Source organism: Thermodesulfobacteriota bacterium, assembly GCA_040755095.1.
Classification (GTDB): Bacteria; Desulfobacterota; Desulfobulbia; order Desulfobulbales; family JBFMBH01; genus JBFMBH01.
In genome coordinates, this window is record JBFMBH010000011.1 from 1 (window position 1) to 25,222 (window position 25,222).

Sequence of the window (25,222 nt, forward strand, 5' to 3'; positions counted from 1 at the left end):
CGTCCGCCCCCCCGGCGAGGCGCCGGGCCGCGGCCGTCTTCTACGCGCCGGCCGCCGAGCCGCAACGGTTGGCCAGCCCCGGTATGGCTGCAGCCCGGATCGTGGAGGATCCGGCCATCCCGGCCAAGGACTGCCCGGAGTGTGGCCGCAGCATGATCCTCAAGGAGGACCGCTTCGGCCGCTTCTGGTCCTGCAGCGGCTTTCCGGCCTGCCGCCATTCCCAGTCCTTCGAGAAGGCGAAAGAACAGGAGGTGCCGTGCCCGTTGTGCGGCACCGGTCAGATCCTCCGCAAGCGCACCCCGGCCGGCCGCACCTTCTTTGTCTGCTCCCAGAGCAGCTGCGACCTCATGGCCTGGTCGCGGCCCCACGGTGAGCCTTGCCAGCTGTGCGGCTCTCCGTACCTGGTGGAAAAGGCCACGGTGGACGGCCGGGTGGTGCTGCGCTGCCCCCGGGCCGGCTGCCGCTACCAGCAGCCCCTGCCCGGGGAAGACGGTCTCGATCTGGTGACCGGAGCGGGGCTGGCGCCGGGGTCGGCCGATGCGGCCGCACCGGCCAAGGTGCGACGTCTGGTGCGGCGGGTCAGCGGCTCCGGGGGAGGCGGCAAGAAGCGCCGGGTGGTGGTACGGCGGAAGAGCTGATCGGGCCCCCCCGCAACCGTACGAGTCAACTGGACGGATCGTTATGCCCATCTACGAATTCTACTGCCAGGACTGCAACACCCTCTTCAATTTTCTGTCCCGCCGGATCGATACCACCACCCAGCCCTGGTGTCCCCGTTGCCGGAACGTGCGGCTGCGCCGCCGGCCCTCCCTGTTCGCCCGGGTCGGTCGGGCCAAAGAGGAGGGCGAGGGCCCGGATCTGCCGGTGGATGAGGGCCGGATGGAGCGGGTCATCGAAGGGCTGGCCCGGGAGGCCGAGGGGCTCAGTGAGGATGATCCCCGGCAGATGGCCCGCCTCATGCGCCGCTTCAGCGACGGCACTGGCCTCAGGCTCGGCAGTGCCATGGAAGAGGCCCTGAGCCGGATGGAGGCCGGCGAGGATCCGGACCAGCTGGAGGCGGAGATGGGGGACCTTCTGGAGTCCGAGGAGCCGTTCGCGCTGGAGGGCGGCAAGAAGGTCGGGGCCGTTCCGGTCAGCCGCAGTGCGCCCCGGCGGGACGACACCCTTTACGAGCTCTGATCGGCGCCCGAGGACCGGTCAGAGCCCCAGGCCCTGCACATAGCGGCCCAGCTCTGCCGCCAGCGCCGGGCTGTCCACCCGGAGCGACAGCTCGCGGTTCACGCCCAGGGCGGCGTGGGTCAGGTTGTGGCTGCCCAGAAGCGCCAGCCGCCGGTCGATCACCACCACCTTGGCGTGGGTGGTGACCTCCGGCCGGTCGAACCGCACCGTCACCCCTTTCTTCCGCAGCAGCCTGGCCGTGGCCCGGTTGGCGGCATCGAGCTCCTGGTCCCGCTCCGACCGCTCCAGGCACACCGTCACTGTCACCCCCCGCCGCTGGGCCGCGATGAGGGCCTCCGCCACCTGCCGCGGCCGGTTGTCCGGCGCATCCCCGGTCTTGAACAGGAACATGGCCATCTCGATGCTGGTCCGGGCGGCCGTCAGATCCTGCAGGAGGACGGGCAGGAGGTCGCCATCCGCCAGCAGGACTATGTCCCCCGGTCGGGTGCCGATGGCCGCCTGGACAGAGACGCTGGCCCCTGGTACCTTGGGGGCCTCGTCCCCCAGCAGCAGGTAGGGCCGGATGGCCTCCAGGGTCTGGGGGCCGATCTCCGGCACGGCCAGGAGCTGCTCGGCGCTTCGGATCGGGCCGTGGCTCTGCCGGAAGCGGATGATGGCCTGGGCCCGCTCGGCACCGATGAAGGGCAGGCTCTCCAGCTCGGCGGCGGTTGCCCGGTTGGGATCGAGACGGGGCACCGGCTCGGCGCGGCTGCCGGCCGGCAGCAGGGCCAGGACCAAGAGGAGGAGCAGCAGCATGGCGGCCAGCGGCCAGCTGCTGGGTTGTCTCTCGGGGAACGGAGCGGGGCGCGTTCTGCTGGGCATGGCATTCTCCTGGCCTGGAAGGGAACGGCCTTCATTGTCCTTGATCGCAGCCGCCCCGGCAAGGGCGCTGGTGCCGGGGCGGGCGAATTCCTCGGACCGGTCGGACCGGTCTGACTCGCCGGACCCGTCCGAGGGGGAATCGCCGGCCTGACCATCGGCTGCGTCGATCAAGCTACTGGAGCAGGCATGCCGATTCCCAATCCTGTGGAGAGCCTGGAGCTTCTGGCCCGCTACCGGGTGCCGGCGCACGTGGTGGCCCATTCCCAGCGGGTGGCCCAGATCGGGGTGCTGCTGGCCGCGGACCTGGCTGCCGCCGGGGTCGCGCTCTCCGTCGACCTGGTGGAGGCGGGCGGCCTTCTCCATGACATCGCCAAGATGATCGCCATGGAGGACGGCGGCAACCATGCCGTCCGGGGGGAAGACCTCCTGGCCAAGCTGGGCTACCCGGAGGTGGGGCGGCTGGTGGGCCAGCACATCCTCCTGACCGACTGGCAGCCCGGCGAGGATCCCAACGAGGCGGCCCTGGTCTTTTACGCCGACAAGAGGGTCCGCCACGAAGAGGTGGTCTCCCTGGCGGACCGCTTCGTGGATCTCATGGCCCGCTACGGCCGGACCCCGGAGATCCGCCAGCGGCTCGACCGCATGAACCAGCACACCTTTGCCCTGGAGGAGACCATTTTCAGCCGGCTGTCCTACCCGCCGGAGCGCCTGAACGACCTCAACCGCGAGCCCCTGCCCGGTTTGGCCCGGGCCGGCATCCTGGCCTCCGGCCCCTTGCTGGCCGGCCGCTGACCATGGCCGCCTACACCCCCATCGTCGGCACCCTGGGCTACGTCCTCTCCCCGGACCGGCGCCAGACCCTCCTGGTCCTTCGCAACGCCCGCAAAGGCGACACCCATTTCAATAAATACAATGGCCTGGGGGGCAAGCTGAAGCCCGACGAGGATGTCCTGTCCGGCATGCGGCGGGAGATCCTGGAGGAGGCCGGGATCGTGGCTGAGGCCCTGGTGCTGCGGGGCACCATCAACTGGACCGGCTTCGGCCCGGCCGCCGAGGACTGGCTGGGCTTCATCTTCCGCATCGACCGCTTCTCCGGCACCCCTTTTGCCCGTAACGAGGAGGGGTCCCTGGAGTGGGTGCCCCTGGCCCGCCTGCCGGAGCTGCCCATGTGGCCCGGCGACCGCTTCTTCCTGCCCCTGGTCTTCGACGACGACCCCCGCATCTTCCACGGCTATATGCCGTACGCCGGCGGCCAGCCGGTGACCTGGCAGTGCCAGCGGCTGTGAGCGGCCGCAAGGCCGTCCGCGAGCGCGCAAAAAAGGCTTGCACGGGCGCCGATTTCCGGCTATATGACCGCCTGGTCATATGGAAAGCCCGCTCACCAAGCCCACCGACACCTTCTGGAACCTGCCGGCGGACAAGCGCGGCCGCATCCTGGCGGAGGCGGCTGAGGAGTTCGCGGCCAAGGGGTATGCCAAGGCCAGCCTCAACGCCGTGGTGCGGCGGCTCGGCATCGCCAAGGGCTCGGTCTACCAGTACTTTGCGAACAAGGAGGCCCTGTTCCTCTTTGTCTTCGAAGAGCTGACCCGGGAGGTCAAGCGCAGCCTCACCGCGGCCCTGGCCGCTCTGCCGGAGCAGGAGCTTCGTTCCTCGCTCCGGGAGGCGCTCTTCTGCGGCATGCGCTTCATTGACCAGCACCCCGCCTTCTTCCGCCTGTATCTGCGGATCGTCTCCGAGGACGATCTGCCCCACCGGGAGCAGCTCCTGGCCCGGGTTCGCCTCTTCTCGCGGGATTTCTTCCTGCCCCTGTGCACGGCAGCCCAGGCAGCTGGCCAGCTGGAGGCCCGGCTCGATCCCGAGGCCATGGCCTTTGTCCTGGACGCTGTCTTCGACCGTTTCCTCCAGAGCTATGCGGCGCCCAGCCCGGGCGTCAGCTTCTCCCGGCCTGAGGGCGCCGATTGGACCAGCCGGGTGCAGCAGCTCCTGGACGTCTTTTCCATGGCCTGGCAGACGGGGGAGGCCGCCGGCGATGGCCGGGATGCGGACCGGCCCGCGGCTGCCCCTTGCCTTGCCGCCCTGTCGTGAGGAGAGACCCCATGCTGGCCAGCCTTGCCCCTGTTCCCCCTGATCCCGAGGCCTTCATTGCCGAGGCGGGCCTGGCCGACATCCTGGACAAGGTCCGGGCCGGGAAACGGCTTTCCCGGCAGGATGGCCTGCGGTTGTACGCCAACCCCAGCATCCTGGCGGTCGGCTATCTCGCCAACCTGGTGCGGGAGGCCAAGAACGGCGCCGACGCCTACTTCATCGTCAACCAGCACATCAACTACTCGAACATCTGCACCAACCTGTGCAAGTTCTGCGCCTTTGGCAAGGACCGCTCCTCGCCCCTGGCCTACGAGATGACGGTGGACGAGGTGCTGGCCAAGGTCACGGAGCGTCTGGCCGAGTCCATCAGCGAGATCCACATGGTGGGCGGCATCCATCCCGACCTGCCCTACAGCTACTATCTGGAGCTGCTGTCCGGCATCAGGCAGCTGCGGCCGGAGGTCCATATCCAGGCCTTCACCTGCGTCGAGATTGCCCATCTGGCCGGGCTGGCGGGCAAGTCGGTGGCCGACACCCTGACCGAGCTGCGGGCCGCGGGCCTGGGCTCCATCCCGGGCGGCGGTGCCGAGGTCTTCAGCCCGCGGATCCGCCAGCTGACCTGCGACAAGAAGCTTTCCGGCGAGGCCTGGCTGGAGGTGGCCAAGACCGCCCACCGGCTGGGCATCCACTCCAACGCCACCATGCTCTACGGCCACATCGAGACCCCCGAGGAGCGGGTGGAGCACCTGGAGCTGCTGCGGCAGGCCCAGGACGAGACGAAGGGCTTTCTTGCCTTCATCCCCCTGGCCTTCCACCCCAAGAATACCGAGCTGGCCAATGTCCACCGGGCGGGCGGCCTGGAGGACCTGCGCAACATCGCCGTGGCCCGGCTCCTGCTCGACAACTTCCCCCACATCAAGGCCTACTGGGTGATGATCGGCCCCAAGCTGGCCCAACTGGCCCTGGCCTTCGGTGCTGACGACGTGGACGGCACGGTGAAGGAGGAGATCATCACCCACATGGCCGGCGCCGACACCGAGCAGGCGATGACCCGGGAGCAGCTCCTGGGCCTGATCCGGGAGGCCGGCCGCATCCCGGTGGAGCGGGACACCCTCTACAACCCGATCCGGCGCTACGAGGTCGCGGCATGAGCGCGAGCAGCATCTGTCAGCGGGTGGCGGCAGGGGAGAGGATCGGCGCTGCCGATGCCCTGGCCCTGGCCGAGCACGCGGATCTCTATCAGCTGGGCATGCTGGCCGACCGGGTGCGGCGGCGGCTGCACCCGGAGCCGCTGGTCACCTACGTCATCGACCGCAACATCAACTACACCGATGTCTGCATCTCCGGCTGCCGGTTCTGCGCCTTCTACAAATCCCCGGAGAAGGGGGAGGGCTATGTCCTGTCCCGGGCCGAGCTGGGGCAGAAGATCGACGAGACCCTGGCCCTGGGCGGCACCCAGATCCTGCTCCAGGGCGGTCTCCATCCGGACCTGGACCTGCCCTTCTATGAAGGGATGCTCCGCTTCATCAAGGCCGAGCATCCCATCCACATCCACGGCTTTTCGCCGCCGGAGATCAGCCACTTCGCGGCCCGGTCCGGCCTGCCGGTGCGGCAGGTGCTGGCGCGGCTGATCGCCTCCGGCCTCGACTCCATTCCCGGCGGCGGCGCCGAGATCCTGGTGGACCGGGTGCGCAGCCAGATCAGCCCCGACAAGTGCACGGCCGACCAGTGGCTGGCGGTGATGGCAGAGGCCCACGGCCTGGGCCTGCGCACCACCGCCACCATGATGTTCGGCCACATCGAGACCTGGGCCGAGCGGCTGGAGCACCTGCTGAAGATCCGGGATCTTCAGGACCGCACCGGCGGCTTCACCGCCTTCATCCCCTGGCCGTTCCAGCCCCGCAACACCGCCCTGGCGGGCATCCGCGCCGCCAATGCCGTGGATTACCTGCGCACCCTGGCCCTGTCTCGGATCGTGCTCGACAATGTTCCCAACCTCCAGGCCTCCTGGGTCACCCAGGGGCCGCAGGTGGCGCAGCTGTCCCTGTTTTTCGGGGCCAACGACTTTGGCAGCACCATGATCGAGGAGAACGTGGTGGCCGCCACCGGCGTCTCCTTCCGGCTGTCCGAGGCCGAGATCCGGCGCCTGGTGACCGGCGCCGGCTTTGTCCCACGGCAGCGGCGCATGGACTACCAGCTGCTGGGCGAGGCCGAGCGCCGGCTGGCCAACTGAGGGCAGGGCGCCTGCCACGGCCATGGCTGGACCGATCCTGCACCGGGCGCCCTGGGTGGTGCCGGTGGTGCGGCCGCCTCTGGCCGACGGCGCGGTGCTGGCCGCCGGCGGCCGCATTCAGGCGGTGGGTCCCTGGGCGGAGCTGGCGGCGGGATTCTTCGGCCCGGTGCGGGACTACCCGGACCAGGTGCTGATGCCCGGCCTGGTCAATGCCCATGGCCACCTGGAGCTGGCCGGGTGTACGGCCCTGGGCCAGGGAGCCCCGCAGCCGGCCGCCACCTTTGTGCACTGGCTCCGGGGCCTCTTGGCCGCCCGGGCCAAGGTGGGGGTGGAAGGGACCGATTGGGTCGGTCTCGCCCAGGAGGCGGGCCGCGGGATGGTGGCCCGGGGCATCGGGCTGGCCCTCGATACCGGCAACGCGCTGGCCAGTGCCGGGCTGTGGCAAGGGCAGGGCGGGGCAGGCCCCTTCCTCCTGGAGGTGTACGGTCTTGGCCGCCAGAGCAAGACTGCAGCGCTCCAGGCCCTGGCGGCGACCATTCCGGCCAGCCAGCCGGTGACAGCGCACGCGCCATACTCCACAGCGGCCGAGCTGCTGGTGCTGGTGAAGGAGCGCAGCCGCCGGCTGGGGCACCCCTTCTCCATCCACCTGGCCGAGTCCCCGGAGGAGGTGGAGCTCCTGGCCACCGGCCGGGGGCCGATGCAGGATTTCCTGGCTGAGCGGGGCTTCTGGGACGGCTCCTTTGTGGCCCCGGGCTGCGGCGGGGCGGAGTATCTCGACCGCCTGGACCTCTTGGACCGGGGCACCATCTGTGTGCATGGGGTGCAGCTGACCGGCCGGGAGATCGATCTCCTGGCCCAGCGCCGGGCCGGCATCTGCCTGTGTCCGGGCTCGAACCGGCGGCTGGGGGTGGGCAAGCCCAGGCTGGCCGCCATGTTGGCTGCCGGGCTGGCCCCGGCCCTGGGCACCGACAGCCTGGCCAGCAACGACCGGCTTTGTCTGTGGCGCGAGATGGCGCTCCTGCGCCAGGATCATCCCGGGGTGACCCCGGCGCAGGTCCTGGCCATGGCCACGGAAAACGGCGCCCGGCTCCTGGGCCAGGCCGGCTCCTGGGGCAGCCTGGCGCCGGGCCGGCGTGACCGCTTTCTGGCCGTAAGCTGTCAGGCCGCCACGGCTGCCGAGCTGGAGAATCGTCTCACCACCGCTCTGGAGGGGTTGCCATGCCAGTGGGTGCTGCCCAGCCCGGCAGAGGAGGATCGACCTTGCGGATCGGCATGGTGAGCTTCATCAACACCGCCCCCCTCTGTGAGGTCTGGCGGGAGTCGGTGCACGAGCCGGCCTGGCGAGTCATCGAGGCGCCGCCCCGGGCCCTGTGTCAGCTGCTCGCGGCCGGCGACCTGGATCTGGGTCTCGTCTCCAGCCAGGAGTATGCGGTGCGGCCCGAGGGCTACGCCATCCTCGCCGATCTGTCCCTCAGCGCCTCCGGGCCGGTGGGCAGCGTCTTTCTCCTGAGCCAACGGCCGGTGTCGGAGCTGGCCGGGGAGACCGTGCTCCTGTCGCCCCAGTCCCAGACCTCCAACAGCCTGGCGGCAGTGGTGTGCGAGGAGCTCCTGGGCGTCCGGCCCCGCTTCGTGCTGCCGGGGCCGGGGCCGGAGCCACCGGCGGCCGGCCGGGTGGCCATTGGCGACCAGGCCCTGCAGCTGGCAGCAACGGGGGCCTGGCCCCATCAGCTGGACCTGGCCGAGGTCTGGCGCCGGCACACCGGCCTGCCCTTTGTCTTCGCCCTGTGGGTGGTGCGGCGCCAAGTCTGGCAGGATCGGCCCGGGGAGGTGCTGGCAGTGCACCGGCAGCTTGGTCGCTGCGCCGCCGAGGGCCGTGCCCGGCTGGCCGAGATCGGCCGCAAGGTGGCGCCCCGCATCCCCATGACCCCGGAGGCCTGCCAGCGCTATCTGGCCGGTATCGAGTATGACCTGGGCCCGGCCAAGATCCGGGCCCTGGAGCGGTATTTCGCCATCCTCATCGGCAGGGGCGAGGCCAGCCCGCGGGCTTTGCCCCTGCAGCTCATCGGCGGGCAGCTGCCGGTGCCGGAGCGGGCACCGGCCTTGCCCTGCGGTCTTTGCCCATGACGGTTCCCAGCCCGGCCCTGAAGAAGGCCTTTGTCCGCGAGAAGTTTGCGGCCATCGCCAAGCGCTATGATCTGCTGAACTCGGTCCTCTCCATGCAGGTGGACCGCTACTGGCGGTACGTCACCACCCGGCTCCTGGCCGAGTTTCCTGCCGGGCCGGTTCTGGATCTGTGCGCCGGCACCTTGCCCCTGTCCCTGGAGCTGGCCCGCCAGGCCCGGGATCGCCGGGTGGTGGCCATCGATTTCTGCGAGGACATGCTCCGGGCCGGCCGGGCGGTGCTGCCGGCGGATGGCCGGCGGGGGCGGATCTTTCCGGTCTGTGGCGACGGCGAGGAGATCCCGGCCAGGAGCGACGCCTTCTGGGGTATCACCGTGGCCTTCGGGGTCCGCAACCTCTCCCGCACCGAGCGGGGTCTGGCGGAGATGCACCGGGTGCTGAAGCCCGGCGGCCGCCTCCTGATCCTGGAGTTCTCCCGGCCCAGCTCCTCCTGGTTCGGTCCCTTGTACCGCTTCTACCTGAACCGGGTGCTGCCCAAGGTGGCGGGGGCGGTCTCCGGGGACCGGGAGGCCTACGAGTATCTGGCCTCCTCCATCGCCGCCTTCTATGAGCCGGCCGAGCTTTTGGCCATGATGACCCGGGCCGGCTTCGTCGCCGTCGAGGCCAGGCCCCTCACCATGGGCATCGTCACCATCTACTCCGGCCGCAAGGCGAGGCCATGAAGGACGAGCGCCAGCGGGCGCTGGTGGCCATCACCGGCGCCTCCGGCAGCCTTTATGCCCTGCATGTGCTGGCCCAGTTGGCCCGGCTGGGCGTCGAGGTGCACGGCATCGTCTCCGAGGCCGGCCGCCAGGTGCTGGCCCTGGAGACGGATCGGGAGCCGGCTTCCCTGGCGGAAGTGGCGGTGTGGCACCGGGTGACGGATCTCGCGGCGGCGCCGGCCAGCGGCTCCAGCCGCTATGCGGCCATGATCGTGGTGCCCTGCTCCATGGGCACCCTGGCGGCCATCGCCGGCGGCCTGTCCCGGAACCTCATCCACCGGGCCGCTGACGTCACGCTCAAGGAGCGGCGGCCCCTGGTGCTGGCGGTCCGGGAGAGTCCGGTGGGCCGCATCCACCTTGCGAACATGCTGGCGGCCCATGATGCCGGCGCCATCATCTGCCCGGCCATGCCCGCCTTCTACCATCGGCCTGCCTCCCTGGACGAGATGGCAGGCTACTTCGCCGGCCGGCTGTGCGAGCTGGCCGGTTTCCCGATTCCGGACCTGGCGCGGTGGCGAGGTGTCGACAATGGTGAATAAGATCCGGACCCTTCTTGAGATGATCAAGTTCGAGCACACGGTCTTTGCCCTGCCTTTTGCCTTCATGGGCGCCTTTCTGGCCGCCCGGGGTGTGCCGGACAGCCGGATCGCCGGCTGGGTGCTCCTGGCCATGGTGGGCGCCCGCACCGCTGCCATGGGCTTCAACCGCATCGTTGACCTGCCCTTCGACCGGGACAACCCGCGCACCGCCAATCGGGCCCTGGCCTCCGGCGCGGTGCGGCCCTGGGAGGCCTGGCTCATGGTGGTCGTCGCCGGCAGCCTCTTCTTCCTGGCCTGCCACCGGCTCAATCCCCTGACTCTCCTGGTGTCGCCGGTGATGATGGCCTTTGTTTTGGGCTACTCCTATACCAAGCGCTTCACCTGGCTGTGCCACGTGGTCCTGGGCATTGCCCTGAGTCTGTCGCCCCTGGGCGGCTGGATAGCGGTGACCGGCAGTCTGGCCGGCTTTCCGGCTGTGCTTTCCCTGGGGGTGCTTTTCTGGGTGGCCGGCTTCGATACCGTCTACGCCTGCCTGGACGCCGACTTCGACCGCAGTCGCGGGCTTTGCAGCCTGCCGGCCCGTTTCGGCCGCCGCCGGGCCTTCCAGCTGGCGGTGCTCTTCCACGTCATCGCCTTCGCCCTCTTCGTCAGCACCGGCCTGGTGGCCGGCCTCAACGCCTTCTATTACCTGGGCATCGCCGCTACCGCTGCGGCCCTTTTCTACCAGCACATCGTGGTCAACCCCCGGGACCTGTCCCGCATCCAGCTCTCCTTTTTCACCTTGAACGGCGCCATCAGCCTGACCCTGTTCGTGGCCACCTGGCTGGCCCTGGTCGTGTGACGGCTTTCCTGTCCGGGAGGCGACCTTGGCGTCGGAAAGGCTTCATTCCTGGCGGTCACCTCCCCCTTCGCCCGCCCCAGAAGCCGGGCATCGAACCTGCAAGCCTTCCTGTCCAGCGATTCATGTCCCAGGCTCTGCTGGTTGCGGGAGGATAGATCATGCACGGACTGATCGACACCACCTTGCGGGAAGGGGCCCAGACCGTCGGGGTATCGTTTGACCTGGCCGCGGCGAGGGCGATGGTCGATGGCCTGGTCGCGGTGGGGGTCGAGGAGATCGAGCTGGGCTGGGCGGCTGCCCAGGCCGAGCGGCTGGCCCCCCTCCTGGCCCATGCCCGGCGGAGGTCACCAGCGACCAGACTCGCCTTGTGGTGCCGGTGCCTGAAGGCCGACATCCGCCAGGCCGCCGCCCTGGGGCCCGACGTCCTGGCCCTGTCCCTGCCGGTTTCGGATCGGCATCTGGTCACCCGCCTGGGCCGTTCCCGGGAGTGGGCCGTGGCGGCCCTGGAGGAGGCGGTGGCCGAGGCGCGCCGCTCTGGGGGCCAGATCCTGGCCTTGGGCCTGGAGGATGCCACCCGGGCGGACGAGCCCTTCCTGCTGGCGGTGGCTGAGCGGGCGGCCACGTTGGGCGTCCAGCGGCTACGGCTGGCCGACACGGTGGGTGTAGCCAGCCCGGCCCGGATCGCCGGTCTCATCCGGCGGCTGGCGGCTGTGCCCTGCCAGCTGGCGGTCCACACCCACAACGACTTCGGGATGGCCACCGCCAACGCCGTGGCGGCCCTGGAGGCCGGGGCGGCCTGGGCCGATGTCACCGTGCTGGGGCTGGGGGAGCGGGCCGGACTCGCCCGCCTGGAGGAGGTGGCGGCCTTTGCCGCCCTGCACTGGGGGCGGGCTTACGACCTGGCGGCCCTGGCGCCGCTGTGCCGCACCGTGGCTGCCGCGGCCGGCAGCGCCATCCCGCCGGCCCATCCTGTGGTGGGAGAGCGGGTCTTCGCCTGTGAGACGGGCCTCCATCTCCAGGGACTGTACGCTGATCCCGCCACCTACGAACCGTTTCCTCCCGAACGGGTGGGCGGCCAGCGCCGGCTGCTGCTGGGCGCCAAGGCCGGCCGGCGGGCGGTGGCGGCCGCCCTTTCCCGCCTGGGGCGGCCGGTGGCGAATCCGGAGCTGGCATCCCTCACCGGCGCCCTGCGCCGGCTGGCCGGCCACCTGCATCGCCCGCTTTCTGACGCCGAGCTGTTGGCCGCAGCCGGCCAAACCGGACCGCACGAGGCCCGGTGCGGGACCGGGGAGCCCTGCCCGCGACCGGGCTGAGCGCCGGCGCCACCTCGGATTGGTCTGCCGGAAACGAGGGCGGCAGAGCGCTTGCGCAGCCGGTCAAGCACCGCCATTCCCTGCAAAATTCGGTTGTCCCGCTATCGGAGATCCTTTATTCTGTAGGGCCGAGACTTTTGGCCCCGGCCGGTCATGGGTGCTGCCTGCAGGGCGGCGCGGCGGCGGGGCTTGCTCGTTGGCGGCCGGGGCTCCAGCCGGAGCTGCAGCCGGATTGCTCAGCTCAGACACTACCCTTGGGGTACAGGAGAGGGCTCGATGAAGAAGCAGAGCTTGTTGTTGGCGATGGCGGCGATACTGGCAGTGGCGGGGTGCAGCAAGGAGGGCGAGCCGCCGGCCCAGGCACCGGCCACTGGCAGCGCCCCGGCGTCCTCCTCCGGCGCGCCGGCCGGCGAGACCGCCACCAGCTGGGCCTTTGCCGGCAAGGTGGCCGAGACCATGAATGCCAGCGGCTACACCTATCTGCTGGTGGACAGTGGTCAGGAGAAGAAGTGGGTGGCCGTGCCCATGGTGCAGGTGACCCTGGGCGAGGAGGTGTCCTTCCAGGACGGCCTCATCATGCGCAATTTTGAAAGCAAGGCCCTGGGCCGGGTCTTCGAGGAGGTGGTGTTCTCCTCGGGTATCGTCGGCAAGGCACCGGCCGGGATGCCGGGCGGCATGCCCCCGGCCATGGGCGGCAGCGCCCCGGCCCCTGGCGCGGCTGCCCCGGGCGGTGAGGCCGGCTCGTTTGCCGACGCCCTCAAGGCCGAGGGCGGAGCCGGCGGCCCTGCCCAGGCCATGCCGCCGGGCAGCGGCAAGGCGGTGGTGCCCTTTGCCGATGTCCGGGTGGAGAAGGCCCCTGGGCCCAACGGCCACAGTGTTGCCGATCTCTTTGCCCGCGCCGGTGAGCTTTCGGGCAAGGAGGTGCAGGTGCGGGGCAAGGTGACCAAGGTGTCCCGGAACATCATGGGCAAGAACTGGATCCACCTCCAGGACGGAACCGGTGATCCGGTGGCGAATACCCACGATCTGGTGGTCACCTCCCAGGAGGCACCCAATGTCGGCGACGTTGTCCTCGCCTCCGGCGTCCTGGAGGCCAACAAGGATTTCGGCTCCGGCTACAACTACCAGGTGATCGTCGAGGACGTCAAGGTCACCAAGGAGTAAGCGTGGCCGGGAGAGCCTCCGGCACGCCGGTGCCACACAACCGGAGGCAGAGGACCGATGGTCTCGGTGGTGGTTGGCCCCGGCTCCCTGGGCTGTCTTTTTGCCGCCTTCCTGGCCGCTGATGCCGGCGCGGAGGTCTGGCTCCTGGACAAGCGGCCGGAACGGGCTGCTTACCTGGCTGCCCAGGGGATCATCATCGAGGCCGCTGGCCGGACCCGCCGGGTGCGGGTCCGGGCCACGGCCCAGCCAGGGGAGATCCCGGCCTGCGATCTCGTCCTGTTGACCGTCAAGGCCCATGCCGTGGCCGCTGCCCTGGCCCGTCTGCCGGCAGGGCTCTTTCGCCCCCAAGGCCTGCTCGTCACCCTGGAGAATGGCATCGCCCATCTGCCCCTGCTGGCGACCTGGACGACAGCGCCGGCCGCCCTGGGGGTGACCGCCCAGGGCGCCACGTTGTTGGCTACCGGCCAGGTGCGCCACGCCGGCCAGGGGCCGACCTGGCTCGGCTTTTCCGCTGCGGTGTCGCAGGATTTGGCCAGTCGCCTGGAGGCGGTGGCGGCGCACCTGACCCGGGTGGGGCTGCCGGCGCAGGTGGCGCCGGACATCCTGGGCCAGGTGTGGCTGAAGCTCATGGTCAACGCCGGTATCAATGCCCTGACCGCGCTCCTGGATTGCCCGAACGGTGCGCTGCCGGAGCGGCCCGAGGCGAGGGCCCTCCTGGAGCAGGCAGTGGCCGAGACGGTCGCGGTGGCCCGCAAGAAGGGGGTGGCGGTCCCGGAGGATCCCGTCGCCATGACCGTGGCGGTCTGCCAGGCCACGGCGGCCAACATCTCCTCCATGCTGCAGGACGTCCGGGCCGGCCGGCCCACCGAGATCGAGGCCATCAACGGCGCGGTGGCGGCGGAGGCCAGGCGCCTGGGGATGGCAGCGCCGGTCAACGAGGCCTTGTGCCGGGCGGTGCAGGCGGTTTCCGCCGGCCGGCCCCCCGAGATGCCCGGCCTGCAGGCCCGGCCGTAGACCGTCCTTCCGATCTGTCAACTCGTGGCTTTTTCGTCCCCATACCATCCATAACGGAATCAAGAAGGAGGATCCATGGGCAGCTATCTCTTCACCTCGGAGTCGGTGACCGAGGGCCATCCGGACAAGGTCGCTGATCAGATCTCGGATGCCATTCTGGACGCCATCATGGCCAAGGACCCCCGGTGCCGGGTGGCCTGCGAGACCCTGGTCACCACCGGCCTGGCCTTGATCGCCGGCGAGATCACCACCTCGGCCTGGGTGGACATGCCGCAGGTGGTGCGCGACACCATCGCCGAGATCGGCTACACCTCGCCGGAGTATGGCTTTGATGCCAAGACCTGCGCCGTGCTTACCAGCATCGACAAGCAGTCGCCGGACATCGCCCTGGGGGTGAACGAGGGCACCGGTCTCGACCTGGAGCAGGGGGCCGGCGACCAGGGCCTGATGTTCGGCTACGCCTGCCGGGAGACCCGGGTGTTGATGCCCATGCCCATCATCTATGCCCACCGCCTCACCAAGCGCCTGGCGGACGTGCGGCGGGCTGGCCGGCTGCCCTGGCTGCGGCCGGACGGCAAGAGCCAAGTCACCATCGAATACCAGGACGGCAAGCCCAAGCGGGTGGAGGCCATCGTCCTGTCCACCCAGCACGACCCGTCGGTGGAGTACAGCGAGCTCAAGGAAGGGGTGATGGAGGAGATCGTGAAGCCCATCATCCCGGAGGGGATGGTGGACGCCCAGACAAAATACTTCATCAACCCGACCGGCCGCTTCGTGATCGGCGGCCCGGTGGCGGACTGCGGCGTCACCGGCCGGAAGATCATCGTCGACACGTACGGCGGCATGGGCTCCCACGGTGGCGGTGCCTTCTCCGGCAAGGATCCTTCCAAGGTGGACCGCTCCTCCTCCTACATGGGCCGCTATGTGGCCAAGAATCTGGTGGCCGCCGGCATTGCCGACCAGGTCGAGGTGCAGATCGCGTATGCCATCGGCATCTCCCGGCCGGTATCGGTGAACGTCAACACCTTTGGCAACGGCCGCATCGACGAGGAGCGGATCAAGACCCTCATCACAGAGCATTTCGACCTCCGGCCCCGGGGGATCATCCAGCATCTGGACCTCCTGCGGCCCATCTTCAAGAAGACCGCGGCCTACGGCCACTTCGGCCGGGAATGGGAGGAGTTCACCTGGGAGCGCACCGACAAGGCGGAGGCCCTGCGGGATGCTGCCGGCCTGCCGGCGAAGGAGGCCTGCTGATGGGCGCCGATCAGGATTACAAGGTGGCGGATCTGGCCCTGGCCGAGTGGGGCCGCAAGGAGATCCGCATCGCCGAGACCGAGATGCCCGGGCTCATGGCCCTGCGGAACGAGCTTGCCGGCCGGCAGCCCCTGGCCGGGGCCCGCATCGCCGGCTGCCTGCACATGACCATCCAGACCGCGGTGCTCATGGAGACCCTCATCGCCCTGGGCGCCGAGATCCGCTGGTCGTCGTGCAACATCTTCTCCACCCAGGACCATGCGGCTGCGGCCATGGCGGCTGCCGGCATCCCGGTCTTTGCCTGGAAGGGGGAGACCGAAGAGGAGTTCTGGTGGTGCATCGACAGGACCATCTTCGGGCCGGACGGCTGGCGGCCGAACATGATCCTGGACGATGGCGGTGATCTCACCCAGGTGTTGCATGCCAAATACCCGGAGCTCATGGCCGGTGTTCGCGGCATCAGCGAAGAGACCACTACCGGCGTGCACCGTCTGTACGAGATGACCAGGAAGGGCGAGCTGTTGGCCCCGGCCATCAATGTCAACGACTCGGTGACCAAGTCCAAGTTCGACAACCTCTACGGCTGCCGGGAGTCCCTGATCGACGGCATCAAACGGGGCACCGACGTCATGATCGCCGGCAAGATCGCGGTGGTCTGCGGCTACGGGGATGTGGGCAAGGGCTGCGCCCAGGCCTTCCGCGGCATGGGCGCCACGGTCTGGGTGACGGAGGTGGATCCCATCTGCGCCCTGCAGGCGGTCATGGAGGGCTACCGGGTGGTGACCATGGAGGAGGCGGCGCCGGTCGCCGACATCTTCGTCACCGCCACCGGCAACGTGCGGGTGATCACCCGGGCCCACATGGAGGCGATGAAGGATCAGGCCATCGTCTGCAACATCGGCCACTTCGATGCCGAGATCGACATCGCCAGCATCCGGAGCCTGCCCTGGGAGAACATCAAGCCCCAGGTGGACCACGTGATCTTCCCGGACGGCAAGAGGATCATCATCCTGGCCGAGGGCCGGCTGGTGAACCTGGGCTGCGCCACCGGCCATCCCAGCTTTGTGATGAGCAACTCCTTCACCAACCAGGTGATCGCCCAGCTCGAGCTTTGGCAGCACAGTGATCGCTACGAAAGGCGGGTCTATCTGCTGCCCAAGCACCTGGACGAGCGGGTGGCCCGGCTGCACCTGGCCAAAGCAGGGGCCAAGCTGACCGCTCTCACCTCCGAGCAGGCCGCCTACATCGGCGTGCCGGTGGAAGGGCCCTACAAGCCCGAGTACTACCGCTATTAGCCCTGAGGGCCGTGTCGGCCCGGGATGGACGGTATGGACCAGATGGACCAGATGGACAGGATGGACAGAATGGGCCGGGGTGTCGGGTCCATGGAGTCCATGCTGTCCATCCTGTCCATGCTGCCCGGGGACCTCTTCACGGAAGCCTTGGCCGCCGCCCCAGCCGCAGGTCGCCGCTCAGGACCGCATGGCGGCGGCCGCTAGCCTCCTGCACCTGCAGCACCCCCTGGTCGTCGGGCCCCAGGCTCCAGCCGGCGACGACGCGGCCATCCACCGCCACCACCTCCAGCCATTGACCGGCCAGGGCGTCCCGCTGCCGCCAGGCAGCCAGGATGCGGGCAAAGCCGCCGGCCTCCAGCTCCGCCAGCACGCCCTCCAGCTCCAGAAGGATCGCGGCCAGGATGACACCCCGCTCCAGGGGAGCGCTGGTGTGGGCAGACAGCCAGGTGGCCCGGGCGGCCAGCGCCGCCGGCAGGCCACCGGGCGGCTCCTTGCTGTTGAGGCCAAGGCCCAGCACCACCACCGGTCCGCCAGGGGAGGGCCCGGTCTCGGCCAGGATGCCGCCGCACTTGCGGCCAGCGAGCAGGAGATCGTTGGGCCATTTCAGGCCCGGCGCCAAACCGGCGGCTCGTGCCAATGCCCGGCAGACGGCCAGGCCGGCGGCCAGGGTCAGCTTGGGCAGATCGGCGGCCGCCAGCTGGGGCCGCAGGATGAGGGAGGCGTACAGGCCGGCGCCCGGCGGCGAGTGCCAGGAATGGCCCAGCCGTCCCCGGCCGGCGGTCTGGCGGTCCGCCAGGAAGAGGGCCCCCGCCGGCGCGCCGGCCGCGGCAGCCGCCAGGGCATCGGCATTGGTGGATCCGGTTTCCGTAAGAGCGGTGACAGGCCCGCGGCCCAGGAAGCGGGTGGCCAGGCGGGCCTGCCAGGCCTGGGGGGTAAGGAGGTCGGTCATGGCGCTGCAGTGTCATCCCAGGGCCGCAGCCTGTCAACAGGGCCGTTCCGGCAAGGCTGCGGGCGGGCCCCAAATAACCTTTGACAAGGCCGGCTGAGGCATAGCATCTTGGGGCCTGCACGGATGCCCCGTTCTTTCCCCTGGAGGCCCCCATGCCCTATGTGAACATCCGGGTTGCCGGCACCCTGAGCCGGGAGCAGAAGGCCGCCATCTGCCAGGAGGTCACCGAGGTGATCGCCCGGCTGGCCAACAAGCCCAAGGACTCCATCCTGATCTTCATCGACGAGGTGCCCCGGGAGAGCATCGCCTCCGGCGGTGAGCTCCTGGGTTAGCCCTCCCCACCGTTCCACGCCGTGACCGACCCCAAGGTTCGCCTCATGGAGCTGCGCCGGCAGCTCCATGAGCACGCCTTCCGCTACCACGTCCTCGACGCGCCGATCATCGCCGACGCCGAGTACGACGCCCTCTTTGCCGAGCTGCTGGCCCTGGAGGAAGCGCATCCGGACTTGGTGAGTCCGGACTCTCCCAGCCAGCGCATCGGTGGCCCCCCCCTGCCGGGCTTCCGGGCTGTCCCCCATACGAAGCCCATGCTCAGCCTGGAGAACGCCTTCGCCGAGGCGGACCTGCGGGAGTTCGAGCGCCGGATCAAGGCCTTCCTGCTGACCGGAGAGGCGCCGGCCTATGTCGCCGAGCCCAAGGTGGACGGGGTGGCGGTGGAGCTGGTGTACGAGGACGGGGTGCTGGCGGTGGGCTCCACCCGGGGGGATGGGCTGGTGGGGGAGGATATCACCGCCAACCTGCGGACCGTGGCCAGCCTGCCCCTGCGGCTGCGGCCGGGGGGGGGACTGCCGCCGGCCCGGCTGGCGGTGCGGGGCGAGGTCTTCCTGACCATCGCCGGCTTCCGGGATCTCAACCGCCAGCGGCTGGCCGCCGGCGAGCCGCCCTTTGCCAATCCCCGCAACGCCGCCGCCGGCTCCTTGCGGCAGCTGGATCCCCGGATCACCGCCCGGCGGCCTTTGGACTTCTTCGCCTATGGCGTCGACGATCCGGCCGGCGCGCCCTGCGAGGGCCAGTTCGCCCTCCTGGCCCAATTGGCCGACTGGGGCTTCCGGATCAATCCCCTGATCCGGTTGTGTCCGGATCTGGCGGCGGTGGTCGCCCACTATCAGCAGTTGGCAGGGCTGCGCCAGGAGCTGCCCTACGAGATCGACGGCATGGTGGTGAAGGTGGATGCCTTTGCCCTCCAGGGGCGGCTGGGGGCCAAGTCCCGGACACCGCGCTGGGCGGTGGCCTGGAAGTTCGCTGCCACCCAGGCGACGACCCGCCTCCTGGCGGTGGAGTTCCGGGTGGGCCGCACCGGGGTGGTGACGCCGGTGGCGGTGCTGGAGCCGGTGGCGGTGGGCGGGGTCCGCGTCTCCCGCGCCACCCTCCACAACGAGGACGAGCTGCGGCGCAAGGACCTGCGCCAGGGGGACCAGGTGCTGGTGCAGCGGGCCGGCGACGTCATCCCGGAGGTGGTGGCCGCCATCCCCGAGCGGCGGCAGGGCGACGAGACGCCGGTGGTCTTCCCCGCCGGCTGTCCGGAGTGCGAAACATCCCTGGTGCGGGCTGCCGAGGCAGCCGCGCACCGCTGCCCCAATCCCGCCTGCCCCGGCCAGCGCCGGCGGGGTCTCATCCACTTTGCCAGCAAGGCGGGGATGGACATGGAGGGCCTGGGCGAGAAGGTGCTGGATCAGCTTCTGGCCAAAGGGCTGGTGGCGGATATTCCGGATCTCTATGCCCTCAAGGCCGAGGATCTGGTGGGCCTCGAGCGCTGGGGCGAGCGCTCCACCGCCAACCGGCTGGCGGCCATCGAGGCCAGCAAGAAGGCCAGCCTCTCCCGCTTTCTGGGTGCTTTGGGCATTCCCCACGTGGGCGAGGTGACTGCCCAGGCCCTGGCGCGCCACTTCGGGGGCCTGGCGCCGATGCTCACCGCCACGGAAGAGGACTTCCTGGCCATCGCCGGCATCGGCAGCGAGGTGGCGGCTTCCTGCGTGTCGTTCTTTCAGGACCCGGCGAATCAGCGGATGCTGGACCGGTTGTTGGCCCTGGGAGTGGAGCCGGTGGTCGAGGCGGCCGGCGGCCTCAGCCAGGCCCTGGTGGTCTTTACCGGTACCCTGGCCACCATGTCCCGGGAGGAGGCCAAGGCCCGGGTCAAGGCCCTGGGGGGGCAGGTGGCCTCCAGCATCAGCCGCAAGGTCACCCACGTGGTGGTGGGGGCCGGCGCGGGCAGCAAGCTGCAGCGGGCCCAGGAGCTGGGTCTCAAGCTGGTTTCCGAGGCGGAGCTCCGGCGGCTGGTGGGGCTGTCTTGAGGAGGTGACGGAGGATGGCGCAACGGCGGGTCCACGTGATCGTTGAAGGCCGGGTGCAAGGCGTGTTCTTCCGGGCGTACACCCGGGACGAAGCCAGAAGGAACGGCCTGGTGGGCTGGGTGCGTAACCGGCCGGATGGCTCCGTGGAGAGCCTGGTGGAAGGCGAGGCCGCGGCGGTCGAGCGCATGCTGGCGTGGTTTGCGCAAGGCTCGCCCATGTCCCTGGTCACCCGGGTGCGGACCCGGGAGGAGGAGCCGGTGGGAGAGCACAGCGAGTTTGCCATCCACACGTATTGACATTGGCCGGCTGGCCGGGTAAAACCTGCCGCCGCGGCCTGGCTGAATGCGCCCCGGCCGGCCGCATTGCAGGCGCTCGCCCGAGCGCCCCCTCAGGGCCTGCAGCCGGTCTTGCTCATGCCCAAAGGCTCGGTCGCCGTTCAGGCACCACGCATCGTCTGCCCCAACTGCGGCAACGACTCCGAGTTCTACGAGGTGGCCGACGGCGTGGTCCTCACTACCCGCTACTTCCAGAACGAGGACGGCAGCTTCTCGGCGGACGGGGACGAGTCCGAGATCCATGGCGAGATCCGCCTCTTCTGCGGCGAGTGCCATGCCGATCTGTCCCAGTTCCACCAGCGCTTCCGGGAGATGCTCTTTTGAGCGCCGGCCGACGGCTGATCACGGACAACGCCAGCTGGCGGGCTCAGCACCACCACCTCGTGTCTGGGGATGTCATCGCCTGCCGGCTGGGCTTGAAGCCCGGGGAGGAGCATCTCCTGGTGGATCTCCTGGAGCGGGGCGTCACCCTCTTCCCTTCAGCCACGGCCCAGCTGGCCTCCCGCTCCAAGGTCTTGCAGGCCGCCCTCTTTGGCCCCTGGATGGTGCCGCACACCCTGGCCATCCGGGATCAGCACGAGCTGGTCGCCGCCTTTCCCCGTTACGCCCAGGCGGGCGTCGGCCCGGTGATCACCAAGAGCGACCGGGCCAACGCCGGCATGGGCATCCTGCGCTGGCCGGATCTGGAAGCGGTCTTTGCCCAGGCCAGCCTGGGCACCCTGGCCTATCCCTTCGTGCTCCAGCCCTTCGTGGCCGGTGCCACGGACATCCGGGCCATCTTCCTGGGTGACCATCACGAGGCCTACCGGCGCCACAACCCCCACAACTTCCGGCACAATCTGCACTTCGGCGGCAGCCGCCAGCCGGTGGCGCTCACCGCCGCCCAGGAGCGCCTGTGCGGCGAGGTCATGGCCCGGGGCCGCTTCCCCTACGGCCACTTGGATCTTCTGGTCGGGGCGGATGGGGTCAGCTACCTGTCGGAGATCAACCTGCGGGGCGGGCTCAAAGGCGCCCGGATCAAGGGCGCCGCCTACCTGACCCGGCTGGCTGCGATCCACGCCGACTTTTGTGCTCGGCTCGCCGAAGCCTGACCGCGGCAGCGACCGTTTTTCGGGCAAAAAAAAAGGAGGACAGCCGTCGCTGTCCTCCAGGGGATCCCCCAGGCTCGGTTGCAGATCACACGCAGCCGGTCGGCTTGGGCAGGCCAGCCATCTTGCAGGCTCCCTTGCCCGGTCCCGACGGGAACAGCTCGTAGATCCTCTTGAGCGGGAAGCCGGTGGTCTTGGACAGGATCCGGACCATGGGGGCGATACCGTTCTTCTTGTAATAGTCCTGCAGGGTGTTGATGATGTTCCAGTGCTCGTCGGTCAGGGCCTCGATGCCTTCGATGTGCTTGACATAGTCAACCCATTCCGTGCACCACTCTTCCATGCCCTTGGCCAGGAAGCCGTCCTCGTCGACTTCAAACGTCTTGCCACCAAATTCGATGGTTGCCATGCTCCTCCTCCTTGCTGAATTTGCCTTGTGGGGTTATGCGGCTGCCAAACACTGTGTGTACTTACACTAGGCCGTCTCCTTTGTCAAGCTGTCCTGGCCGGGTGCGAAAAAAAATGAGTGCTCATTCATTTGCCGGGATGGGAAGCGGTCAGGCCAGCTCGGCCTGCAGGGCATCCAGCTGGGCGGGGCTGAAGGTGGGGCGGTCCCGGAAGGCGGGATCCAGGGTGGTCAGGGGGCGGAAGCCCTGCAGCACCCGGCGGCCCGAGGGGGGCAGCGACCGGTGCCAGGCGCGGACCGCCGCAGCGTCGTGGAGGCCCGGCACCACGGTGAGGCGGAACTGGTGCGGAATGCCGCTGGCGGCCAGGAGGTCGATGCTGGCCCGGATGGCCGCCAAGTCCACGGCCACGCCGGCGGCCTGGGCATAAGGCTCCGGCTCCAGGGGCGCCTTGACGTCCATGGCCACCATATCCAGGAGACCGGCGGCCAGGAGGCCCTCCAGCACCTCGGGCCGGCTGCCGTTGGTGTCCAGCTTCACCGGCCAGCCGTCGTCCCGCAGCTCAGCAGCCAGCCGGGGCAGCTCGGGGTCCAGGGTGGGCTCGCCGCCGCTCACGGTGATCCCCCCCAGCCAGCGCCGCCGGCTGCGCAGGCGCAGCCGTTCCTCCGGCCAGGGCAGGGACGGCAGCTGGCCGGGCGCAAGGACCAGCTCGTGGTTGTGGCAGAAGGGGCAGCGGAAGTTGCAGCCGGCCAGAAAGAGCACCGCGCACATCCGGCCCGGCCAGTCCACGAAGGAGGTGTCGAGGCAGCCTTTCAGCCGTTGCATGGGTGGCTCGGGATGGGATGCCGGGGCCCCCGGCTACAGGGCGCAGGCCCCGGCGGCACAGGCGTTCGGTGCCGGCGCCTCCAGGGGCAACATGCCGTGGCGCCGGGCCCGGCTCTGGAGATGGGCCTCGATGAGGGCGTAGTCCACGACCGACGAGGAGTCGTCCAGGACCAGGATGGGCAGGGACTTGCGGGCCTGCTCCACCAGGCCGTGCCAGGCCAGGTGCGCCAGGGCAGCGGCATCGTTGCGGTCCAGGATCTCCACCGCCACCCCCATGGCCTCCAGGTCGAACCGGGCGGTGATGCGCTTGCACAGGGTACAGTCGTCCTTGGTGAACAGGGTCATGAGGTGCCTCCTTAGGTGTGCTTAGCAGGCCTGGAATTGGCCGTGGTTGCGGTAGCGGTCGTGGAGCTCGCCGCGCTTGCCCTTGTTCCAGCTGGAGACCTTGGTGAAGTAGCCGGTGATGCGGGTGATGCCGTCCACATGGCTGGACTGGCAGCAGGGACAGGCATCCCGCAGCCCCCGGGAGGTGCGGCCGCAGTCCAGGCAGGAGGTGAACTCCGGTGAAAACGCCACCTGGTCGTTCTGGGTGTAGCGGAAGATCTTGGTGACGAAGTCGGCCAGGGCCACCGGATCGGGGTGGGCCTCCCCCAGCCAGATGTGCGTGAGGGAGCCGGCCTCGATGAGGGGGTGGAAGAGTCCCTCCCGCTCCACCCGGTCGATGGGGCTCATGGCCGAGCCGGCCTTGAACAGGGTGGAGTTGGTGTAGTAGATCTCGCCCCGGGCGTGGCTGCCCTGCACCACCCGGCTGGCCTCGGCGCCGAGGTGGAGCATGTCCAGCTTGGCGAAGCGGTGGGCGGTGCTTTCGGCGGGGGTCTGCTCCAGTACGAAGCGCATCCCGGCCTCCTGGCTCATCTTGTGGCACAGGAGGTTCATGTGGGCGATGACCTTGAGGCCGAGCTTCATGGCCTCCGGGGACTCGTGCAGCTCCTGACCCAGGTGCACCCGGACCAGCTCGTTGAGGCCCACCATGCCGATGAGGTGGGTGCAGCGGTGCAAGCGCAGGTACGGCTGGCCATCCAGGCGCATGGCCAGGAGAGACAGCGGACCGTTTTCCCCGAAGGCCATCAGCTTTTCGATGAAGCGCTTCTTCTGCTCGTGCGCCCGCACCGCCAGCATCACCTGGTCGGTGAGGAGGGAGAAGAGCCGGGTGTCGTCGCCCTTGGCCCGGAAGGCCAGGCGGGGCAGGTTGATGGTGATGTTCTGCAAGGCGGAGTAGCGCATCCGCCAAGGCTCTTTGGCATCCTCGAAGTCCGAGGCCTCCAGCTTGAAGGACAGGCGGCAGCACTCGGAGATCTTGGCGGTCTCGCCCCGGTCGAAGACGAAGTAGGTGTTGCCCTTGTCTGCCGCCACGTCGCAGATGTGGTGCAGGAACTCCTGGTGGCCCTTGGTGCGGAAGAACTTCTCGGTGATGTGCACCAGGGGCTTGGGGAAGAAGAAGGGCCGGCCGGCGGCATCCCCCTCCTTGTAGACCTCGAAGAGGGCCCAGGCGAAGCGCTGCGCCTGCTCTTCATATTCGCCGTAAGTCTTGCCGGTATAGCTGCCCCCGGGGCCGATGGCCGGCACCTCCTCGAAGTGCTTGGGTACCTCCCAGTAGATGTTGATGTCCGAGAAGATCGCCTGGCCGCCCCGGGCCACCGCCTGCTGGGAGAACTCGAAGATGAGCATCTGGGCCAGCTGCTTGACCGCCCGGTCGTCCAGCTCTTCGAGATAGGGCGCGTAGAAGAGGTTGACCGCATCCCAACCGATGGCCCCGGCAAAGTGGCTCTGCAGGGCCGCGGCAAACTTGACCATATGGGCCAGCAGCACTTCCGGATGCTTGGCCGGTGCCGCCATGGACAGGGCGTGGGGCAGGTTGAGCCCGAACTTCTTGATGTATTCCAGGGACTGGCCGGAGCAGTATGGCCGGTCGACGAAGCCCAGGTCGTGGATATGGATGTCGCCGGCCAGATGGGCGTCCGCCACGTCCGGGGTGAAGACGTGCAACAGGGCGTATTCCTTCTTGATGCCCTCGGCCAGGGTCAGGTTGGTGGCCTCCGGGCCGTGGGGCACGTTGGCGTTCTCCTTGTTGGGATGGACCAGGAGCTGGTCCACATCATAGAGGGGCACGCCCAGGCGGGTGTGCATGCGCCGGGCCTGTTCCAGGCCCAGCTCCAGGAGCTTGGCGTTGACCAGCTCCCGGATCAGAGGGCCGGTTACGGTCTTGACCTGGGCGGTGCGCACCGTCTGCTCCACATCCTGGCTGATGCGGTCAGCGGTGTCCCGGTCCACAAAGGTCTCCCGGAGCAGGGCGTCGATGATCCGCTGCCGATCCCAGCCGATGATGTTCTCTTCTGTGGTGCGGACAAACAGGGCCAGATCCGTCGTCTCCTCCCGCGCAGCCATTTCCTTTTCCGGTTTGAGCGGCATGACGAGGGCCATGACTTGTCTCCTTTGTGACCTGGGGTGGCGAGCGACTGTGCGGCCCACCGCGGAAGACCTCCGGGGTGAGGCACGATATGTTGTGTCCGGTCTTTTTATTACGACTAGATGTGGTGTGTCAAGGCG

28 protein-coding genes are annotated in these 25,222 nt (G+C 69.2%); 22 read left to right on the plus strand and 6 right to left on the minus strand.

Features of this window, described 5'->3' with window-relative positions:
* Both AB1634_03370 and AB1634_03375 read left to right on the plus strand, forming a co-directional pair.
* Window positions 1-638 (plus strand): type I DNA topoisomerase (locus AB1634_03370; GenBank protein ID MEW6218557.1); only part of this gene is annotated, 638 nt, incomplete at its 5' end.
* A 43-nt stretch (window positions 639-681) separates the two neighbouring features.
* A complete protein-coding gene (locus tag AB1634_03375) occupies window positions 682-1,179 on the plus strand; it encodes a zinc ribbon domain-containing protein (protein ID MEW6218558.1) in 498 nt (165 codons plus the stop codon).
* 18 nt (window positions 1,180-1,197) lie between these two features.
* Here the strand turns inward: AB1634_03375 and AB1634_03380 are convergent, their stop codons facing one another.
* The gene (locus AB1634_03380; GenBank protein MEW6218559.1) at window positions 1,198-2,040 is read right to left on the minus strand and encodes a phospholipase D-like domain-containing protein; all 843 of its coding nucleotides are present in this window, start codon (window positions 2,038-2,040) and stop codon (window positions 1,198-1,200) included.
* A gap of 186 nt (window positions 2,041-2,226) precedes the next feature.
* Between AB1634_03380 and AB1634_03385 the strand changes: the two genes are divergently transcribed.
* From AB1634_03385 to ahcY, 15 genes are all read left to right on the plus strand, one after another.
* Complete coding sequence (locus AB1634_03385) at window positions 2,227-2,832, plus strand: HD domain-containing protein (GenBank protein ID MEW6218560.1); 606 nt, start codon at window positions 2,227-2,229, stop codon at window positions 2,830-2,832.
* A gap of 2 nt (window positions 2,833-2,834) precedes the next feature.
* Window positions 2,835-3,326, plus strand: coding sequence for an 8-oxo-dGTP diphosphatase (locus AB1634_03390; GenBank protein ID MEW6218561.1), 492 nt, complete (start codon window positions 2,835-2,837; stop codon window positions 3,324-3,326).
* A 79-nt stretch (window positions 3,327-3,405) separates the two neighbouring features.
* A complete protein-coding gene (locus tag AB1634_03395; protein ID MEW6218562.1) occupies window positions 3,406-4,125 on the plus strand; it encodes a TetR/AcrR family transcriptional regulator in 720 nt (239 codons plus the stop codon).
* Window positions 4,126-4,136: 11 nt separating this feature from the next.
* Window positions 4,137-5,276: an aminofutalosine synthase MqnE gene (gene mqnE / locus AB1634_03400; protein ID MEW6218563.1), complete on the plus strand. Its 1,140-nt coding sequence runs from the start codon at window positions 4,137-4,139 to the stop codon at window positions 5,274-5,276.
* Complete coding sequence (mqnC, locus tag AB1634_03405; GenBank protein MEW6218564.1) at window positions 5,273-6,358, plus strand: cyclic dehypoxanthinyl futalosine synthase; 1,086 nt, start codon at window positions 5,273-5,275, stop codon at window positions 6,356-6,358. The genes mqnE and mqnC overlap by 4 nt, the downstream gene beginning before the upstream one ends.
* A 22-nt stretch (window positions 6,359-6,380) precedes the next feature.
* On the plus strand, window positions 6,381-7,637 hold the full coding sequence (locus AB1634_03410) for an amidohydrolase family protein (protein ID MEW6218565.1): 1,257 nt from the start codon (window positions 6,381-6,383) through the stop codon (window positions 7,635-7,637).
* On the plus strand, window positions 7,619-8,482 hold the full coding sequence (locus AB1634_03415) for a menaquinone biosynthesis protein (protein ID MEW6218566.1): 864 nt from the start codon (window positions 7,619-7,621) through the stop codon (window positions 8,480-8,482). Before AB1634_03410 ends, AB1634_03415 begins: the two co-directional genes overlap by 19 nt.
* On the plus strand, window positions 8,479-9,201 hold the full coding sequence (locus AB1634_03420) for a ubiquinone/menaquinone biosynthesis methyltransferase (GenBank protein MEW6218567.1): 723 nt from the start codon (window positions 8,479-8,481) through the stop codon (window positions 9,199-9,201). Before AB1634_03415 ends, AB1634_03420 begins: the two co-directional genes overlap by 4 nt.
* Window positions 9,198-9,779: a UbiX family flavin prenyltransferase gene (locus tag AB1634_03425; GenBank protein MEW6218568.1), complete on the plus strand. Its 582-nt coding sequence runs from the start codon at window positions 9,198-9,200 to the stop codon at window positions 9,777-9,779. Before AB1634_03420 ends, AB1634_03425 begins: the two co-directional genes overlap by 4 nt.
* Entirely contained in the window at window positions 9,769-10,620 is an 852-nt protein-coding gene (locus tag AB1634_03430) for a UbiA-like polyprenyltransferase (GenBank protein ID MEW6218569.1), read from the plus strand. The genes AB1634_03425 and AB1634_03430 overlap by 11 nt, the downstream gene beginning before the upstream one ends.
* 158 nt (window positions 10,621-10,778) lie before the next feature.
* Complete coding sequence (locus AB1634_03435) at window positions 10,779-11,933, plus strand: pyruvate carboxyltransferase (GenBank protein ID MEW6218570.1); 1,155 nt, start codon at window positions 10,779-10,781, stop codon at window positions 11,931-11,933.
* A 276-nt stretch (window positions 11,934-12,209) separates the two neighbouring features.
* Window positions 12,210-13,097, plus strand: coding sequence for an OB-fold nucleic acid binding domain-containing protein (locus tag AB1634_03440; protein ID MEW6218571.1), 888 nt, complete (start codon window positions 12,210-12,212; stop codon window positions 13,095-13,097).
* 57 nt (window positions 13,098-13,154) lie between these two features.
* Complete coding sequence (locus AB1634_03445) at window positions 13,155-14,111, plus strand: 2-dehydropantoate 2-reductase (protein MEW6218572.1); 957 nt, start codon at window positions 13,155-13,157, stop codon at window positions 14,109-14,111.
* A 75-nt stretch (window positions 14,112-14,186) separates the two neighbouring features.
* The gene (metK, locus tag AB1634_03450) at window positions 14,187-15,368 is read left to right on the plus strand and encodes a methionine adenosyltransferase (protein ID MEW6218573.1); all 1,182 of its coding nucleotides are present in this window, start codon (window positions 14,187-14,189) and stop codon (window positions 15,366-15,368) included.
* Window positions 15,368-16,663 carry an adenosylhomocysteinase gene (gene ahcY, locus AB1634_03455; GenBank protein ID MEW6218574.1) on the plus strand — a complete coding sequence of 432 codons (1,296 nt, stop codon included), beginning with the start codon at window positions 15,368-15,370 and terminating at the stop codon, window positions 16,661-16,663. Before metK ends, ahcY begins: the two co-directional genes overlap by 1 nt.
* Window positions 16,664-16,799: 136 nt before the next feature.
* Here ahcY and AB1634_03460 read toward each other — a convergent pair whose 3' ends face one another.
* Window positions 16,800-17,612: a biotin--[acetyl-CoA-carboxylase] ligase gene (locus tag AB1634_03460; protein MEW6218575.1), complete on the minus strand. Its 813-nt coding sequence runs from the start codon at window positions 17,610-17,612 to the stop codon at window positions 16,800-16,802.
* 152 nt (window positions 17,613-17,764) lie between these two features.
* On the opposite strand from AB1634_03460, the gene AB1634_03465 reads away from it, so the two are divergent.
* From AB1634_03465 to AB1634_03485, 5 genes are all read left to right on the plus strand, one after another.
* Window positions 17,765-17,944 (plus strand): 4-oxalocrotonate tautomerase family protein, encoded by a 180-nt coding sequence (locus AB1634_03465; GenBank protein ID MEW6218576.1) that lies wholly within the window; start codon window positions 17,765-17,767, stop codon window positions 17,942-17,944.
* A gap of 45 nt (window positions 17,945-17,989) precedes the next feature.
* Window positions 17,990-19,963 (plus strand): NAD-dependent DNA ligase LigA, encoded by a 1,974-nt coding sequence (gene ligA / locus AB1634_03470; protein MEW6218577.1) that lies wholly within the window; start codon window positions 17,990-17,992, stop codon window positions 19,961-19,963.
* 14 nt (window positions 19,964-19,977) lie between these two features.
* Window positions 19,978-20,259 (plus strand): acylphosphatase, encoded by a 282-nt coding sequence (locus tag AB1634_03475; GenBank protein ID MEW6218578.1) that lies wholly within the window; start codon window positions 19,978-19,980, stop codon window positions 20,257-20,259.
* A gap of 117 nt (window positions 20,260-20,376) precedes the next feature.
* A complete protein-coding gene (locus tag AB1634_03480; GenBank protein MEW6218579.1) occupies window positions 20,377-20,622 on the plus strand; it encodes a hypothetical protein in 246 nt (81 codons plus the stop codon).
* Window positions 20,619-21,389, plus strand: a complete 771-nt coding sequence (locus AB1634_03485) for a hypothetical protein (GenBank protein MEW6218580.1) — start codon at window positions 20,619-20,621, stop codon at window positions 21,387-21,389. The genes AB1634_03480 and AB1634_03485 overlap by 4 nt, the downstream gene beginning before the upstream one ends.
* Before the next feature lie 85 nt (window positions 21,390-21,474).
* On the opposite strand, the gene AB1634_03490 is transcribed toward AB1634_03485, so the two are convergent.
* The 4 genes from AB1634_03490 to nrdD form a co-directional block, all read right to left on the minus strand.
* A complete protein-coding gene (locus AB1634_03490) occupies window positions 21,475-21,795 on the minus strand; it encodes a TusE/DsrC/DsvC family sulfur relay protein (protein MEW6218581.1) in 321 nt (106 codons plus the stop codon).
* A gap of 148 nt (window positions 21,796-21,943) precedes the next feature.
* A complete protein-coding gene (locus AB1634_03495) occupies window positions 21,944-22,615 on the minus strand; it encodes an anaerobic ribonucleoside-triphosphate reductase activating protein (GenBank protein MEW6218582.1) in 672 nt (223 codons plus the stop codon).
* Window positions 22,616-22,648: 33 nt separating this feature from the next.
* Window positions 22,649-22,960: a hypothetical protein gene (locus AB1634_03500; protein MEW6218583.1), complete on the minus strand. Its 312-nt coding sequence runs from the start codon at window positions 22,958-22,960 to the stop codon at window positions 22,649-22,651.
* A 21-nt stretch (window positions 22,961-22,981) separates the two neighbouring features.
* Window positions 22,982-25,096, minus strand: a complete 2,115-nt coding sequence (gene nrdD, locus AB1634_03505) for an anaerobic ribonucleoside-triphosphate reductase (protein ID MEW6218584.1) — start codon at window positions 25,094-25,096, stop codon at window positions 22,982-22,984.
* Window positions 25,097-25,222: the final 126 nt, after the last annotated feature.

Excerpts from the sequence above, each read along its gene's own strand:
- AB1634_03375 (MEW6218558.1), top strand. The coding sequence starts at position 682 with ATGCCCATCTACGAATTCTACTGCCAGGACTGCAACACCCTCTTCAAT.
- AB1634_03380 (MEW6218559.1), bottom strand. The coding sequence starts at position 2,040 with ATGCCCAGCAGAACGCGCCCCGCTCCGTTCCCCGAGAGACAACCCAGC.
- AB1634_03385 (MEW6218560.1), top strand. The coding sequence starts at position 2,227 with ATGCCGATTCCCAATCCTGTGGAGAGCCTGGAGCTTCTGGCCCGCTAC.
- AB1634_03390 (MEW6218561.1), top strand. The coding sequence starts at position 2,835 with ATGGCCGCCTACACCCCCATCGTCGGCACCCTGGGCTACGTCCTCTCC.
- AB1634_03395 (MEW6218562.1), top strand. The coding sequence starts at position 3,406 with ATGGAAAGCCCGCTCACCAAGCCCACCGACACCTTCTGGAACCTGCCG.
- mqnE (MEW6218563.1), top strand. The coding sequence starts at position 4,137 with ATGCTGGCCAGCCTTGCCCCTGTTCCCCCTGATCCCGAGGCCTTCATT.
- mqnC (MEW6218564.1), top strand. The coding sequence starts at position 5,273 with ATGAGCGCGAGCAGCATCTGTCAGCGGGTGGCGGCAGGGGAGAGGATC.
- AB1634_03410 (MEW6218565.1), top strand. The coding sequence starts at position 6,381 with ATGGCTGGACCGATCCTGCACCGGGCGCCCTGGGTGGTGCCGGTGGTG.
- AB1634_03420 (MEW6218567.1), top strand. The coding sequence starts at position 8,479 with ATGACGGTTCCCAGCCCGGCCCTGAAGAAGGCCTTTGTCCGCGAGAAG.
- AB1634_03425 (MEW6218568.1), top strand. The coding sequence starts at position 9,198 with ATGAAGGACGAGCGCCAGCGGGCGCTGGTGGCCATCACCGGCGCCTCC.
- AB1634_03430 (MEW6218569.1), top strand. The coding sequence starts at position 9,769 with ATGGTGAATAAGATCCGGACCCTTCTTGAGATGATCAAGTTCGAGCAC.
- AB1634_03435 (MEW6218570.1), top strand. The coding sequence starts at position 10,779 with ATGCACGGACTGATCGACACCACCTTGCGGGAAGGGGCCCAGACCGTC.
- AB1634_03440 (MEW6218571.1), top strand. The coding sequence starts at position 12,210 with ATGAAGAAGCAGAGCTTGTTGTTGGCGATGGCGGCGATACTGGCAGTG.
- AB1634_03445 (MEW6218572.1), top strand. The coding sequence starts at position 13,155 with ATGGTCTCGGTGGTGGTTGGCCCCGGCTCCCTGGGCTGTCTTTTTGCC.
- metK (MEW6218573.1), top strand. The coding sequence starts at position 14,187 with ATGGGCAGCTATCTCTTCACCTCGGAGTCGGTGACCGAGGGCCATCCG.
- ahcY (MEW6218574.1), top strand. The coding sequence starts at position 15,368 with ATGGGCGCCGATCAGGATTACAAGGTGGCGGATCTGGCCCTGGCCGAG.
- AB1634_03460 (MEW6218575.1), bottom strand. The coding sequence starts at position 17,612 with ATGACCGACCTCCTTACCCCCCAGGCCTGGCAGGCCCGCCTGGCCACC.
- AB1634_03465 (MEW6218576.1), top strand. The coding sequence starts at position 17,765 with ATGCCCTATGTGAACATCCGGGTTGCCGGCACCCTGAGCCGGGAGCAG.
- ligA (MEW6218577.1), top strand. The coding sequence starts at position 17,990 with ATGGAGCTGCGCCGGCAGCTCCATGAGCACGCCTTCCGCTACCACGTC.
- AB1634_03475 (MEW6218578.1), top strand. The coding sequence starts at position 19,978 with ATGGCGCAACGGCGGGTCCACGTGATCGTTGAAGGCCGGGTGCAAGGC.
- AB1634_03480 (MEW6218579.1), top strand. The coding sequence starts at position 20,377 with ATGCCCAAAGGCTCGGTCGCCGTTCAGGCACCACGCATCGTCTGCCCC.
- AB1634_03490 (MEW6218581.1), bottom strand. The coding sequence starts at position 21,795 with ATGGCAACCATCGAATTTGGTGGCAAGACGTTTGAAGTCGACGAGGAC.
- AB1634_03495 (MEW6218582.1), bottom strand. The coding sequence starts at position 22,615 with ATGCAACGGCTGAAAGGCTGCCTCGACACCTCCTTCGTGGACTGGCCG.
- AB1634_03500 (MEW6218583.1), bottom strand. The coding sequence starts at position 22,960 with ATGACCCTGTTCACCAAGGACGACTGTACCCTGTGCAAGCGCATCACC.
- nrdD (MEW6218584.1), bottom strand. The coding sequence starts at position 25,096 with ATGGCCCTCGTCATGCCGCTCAAACCGGAAAAGGAAATGGCTGCGCGG.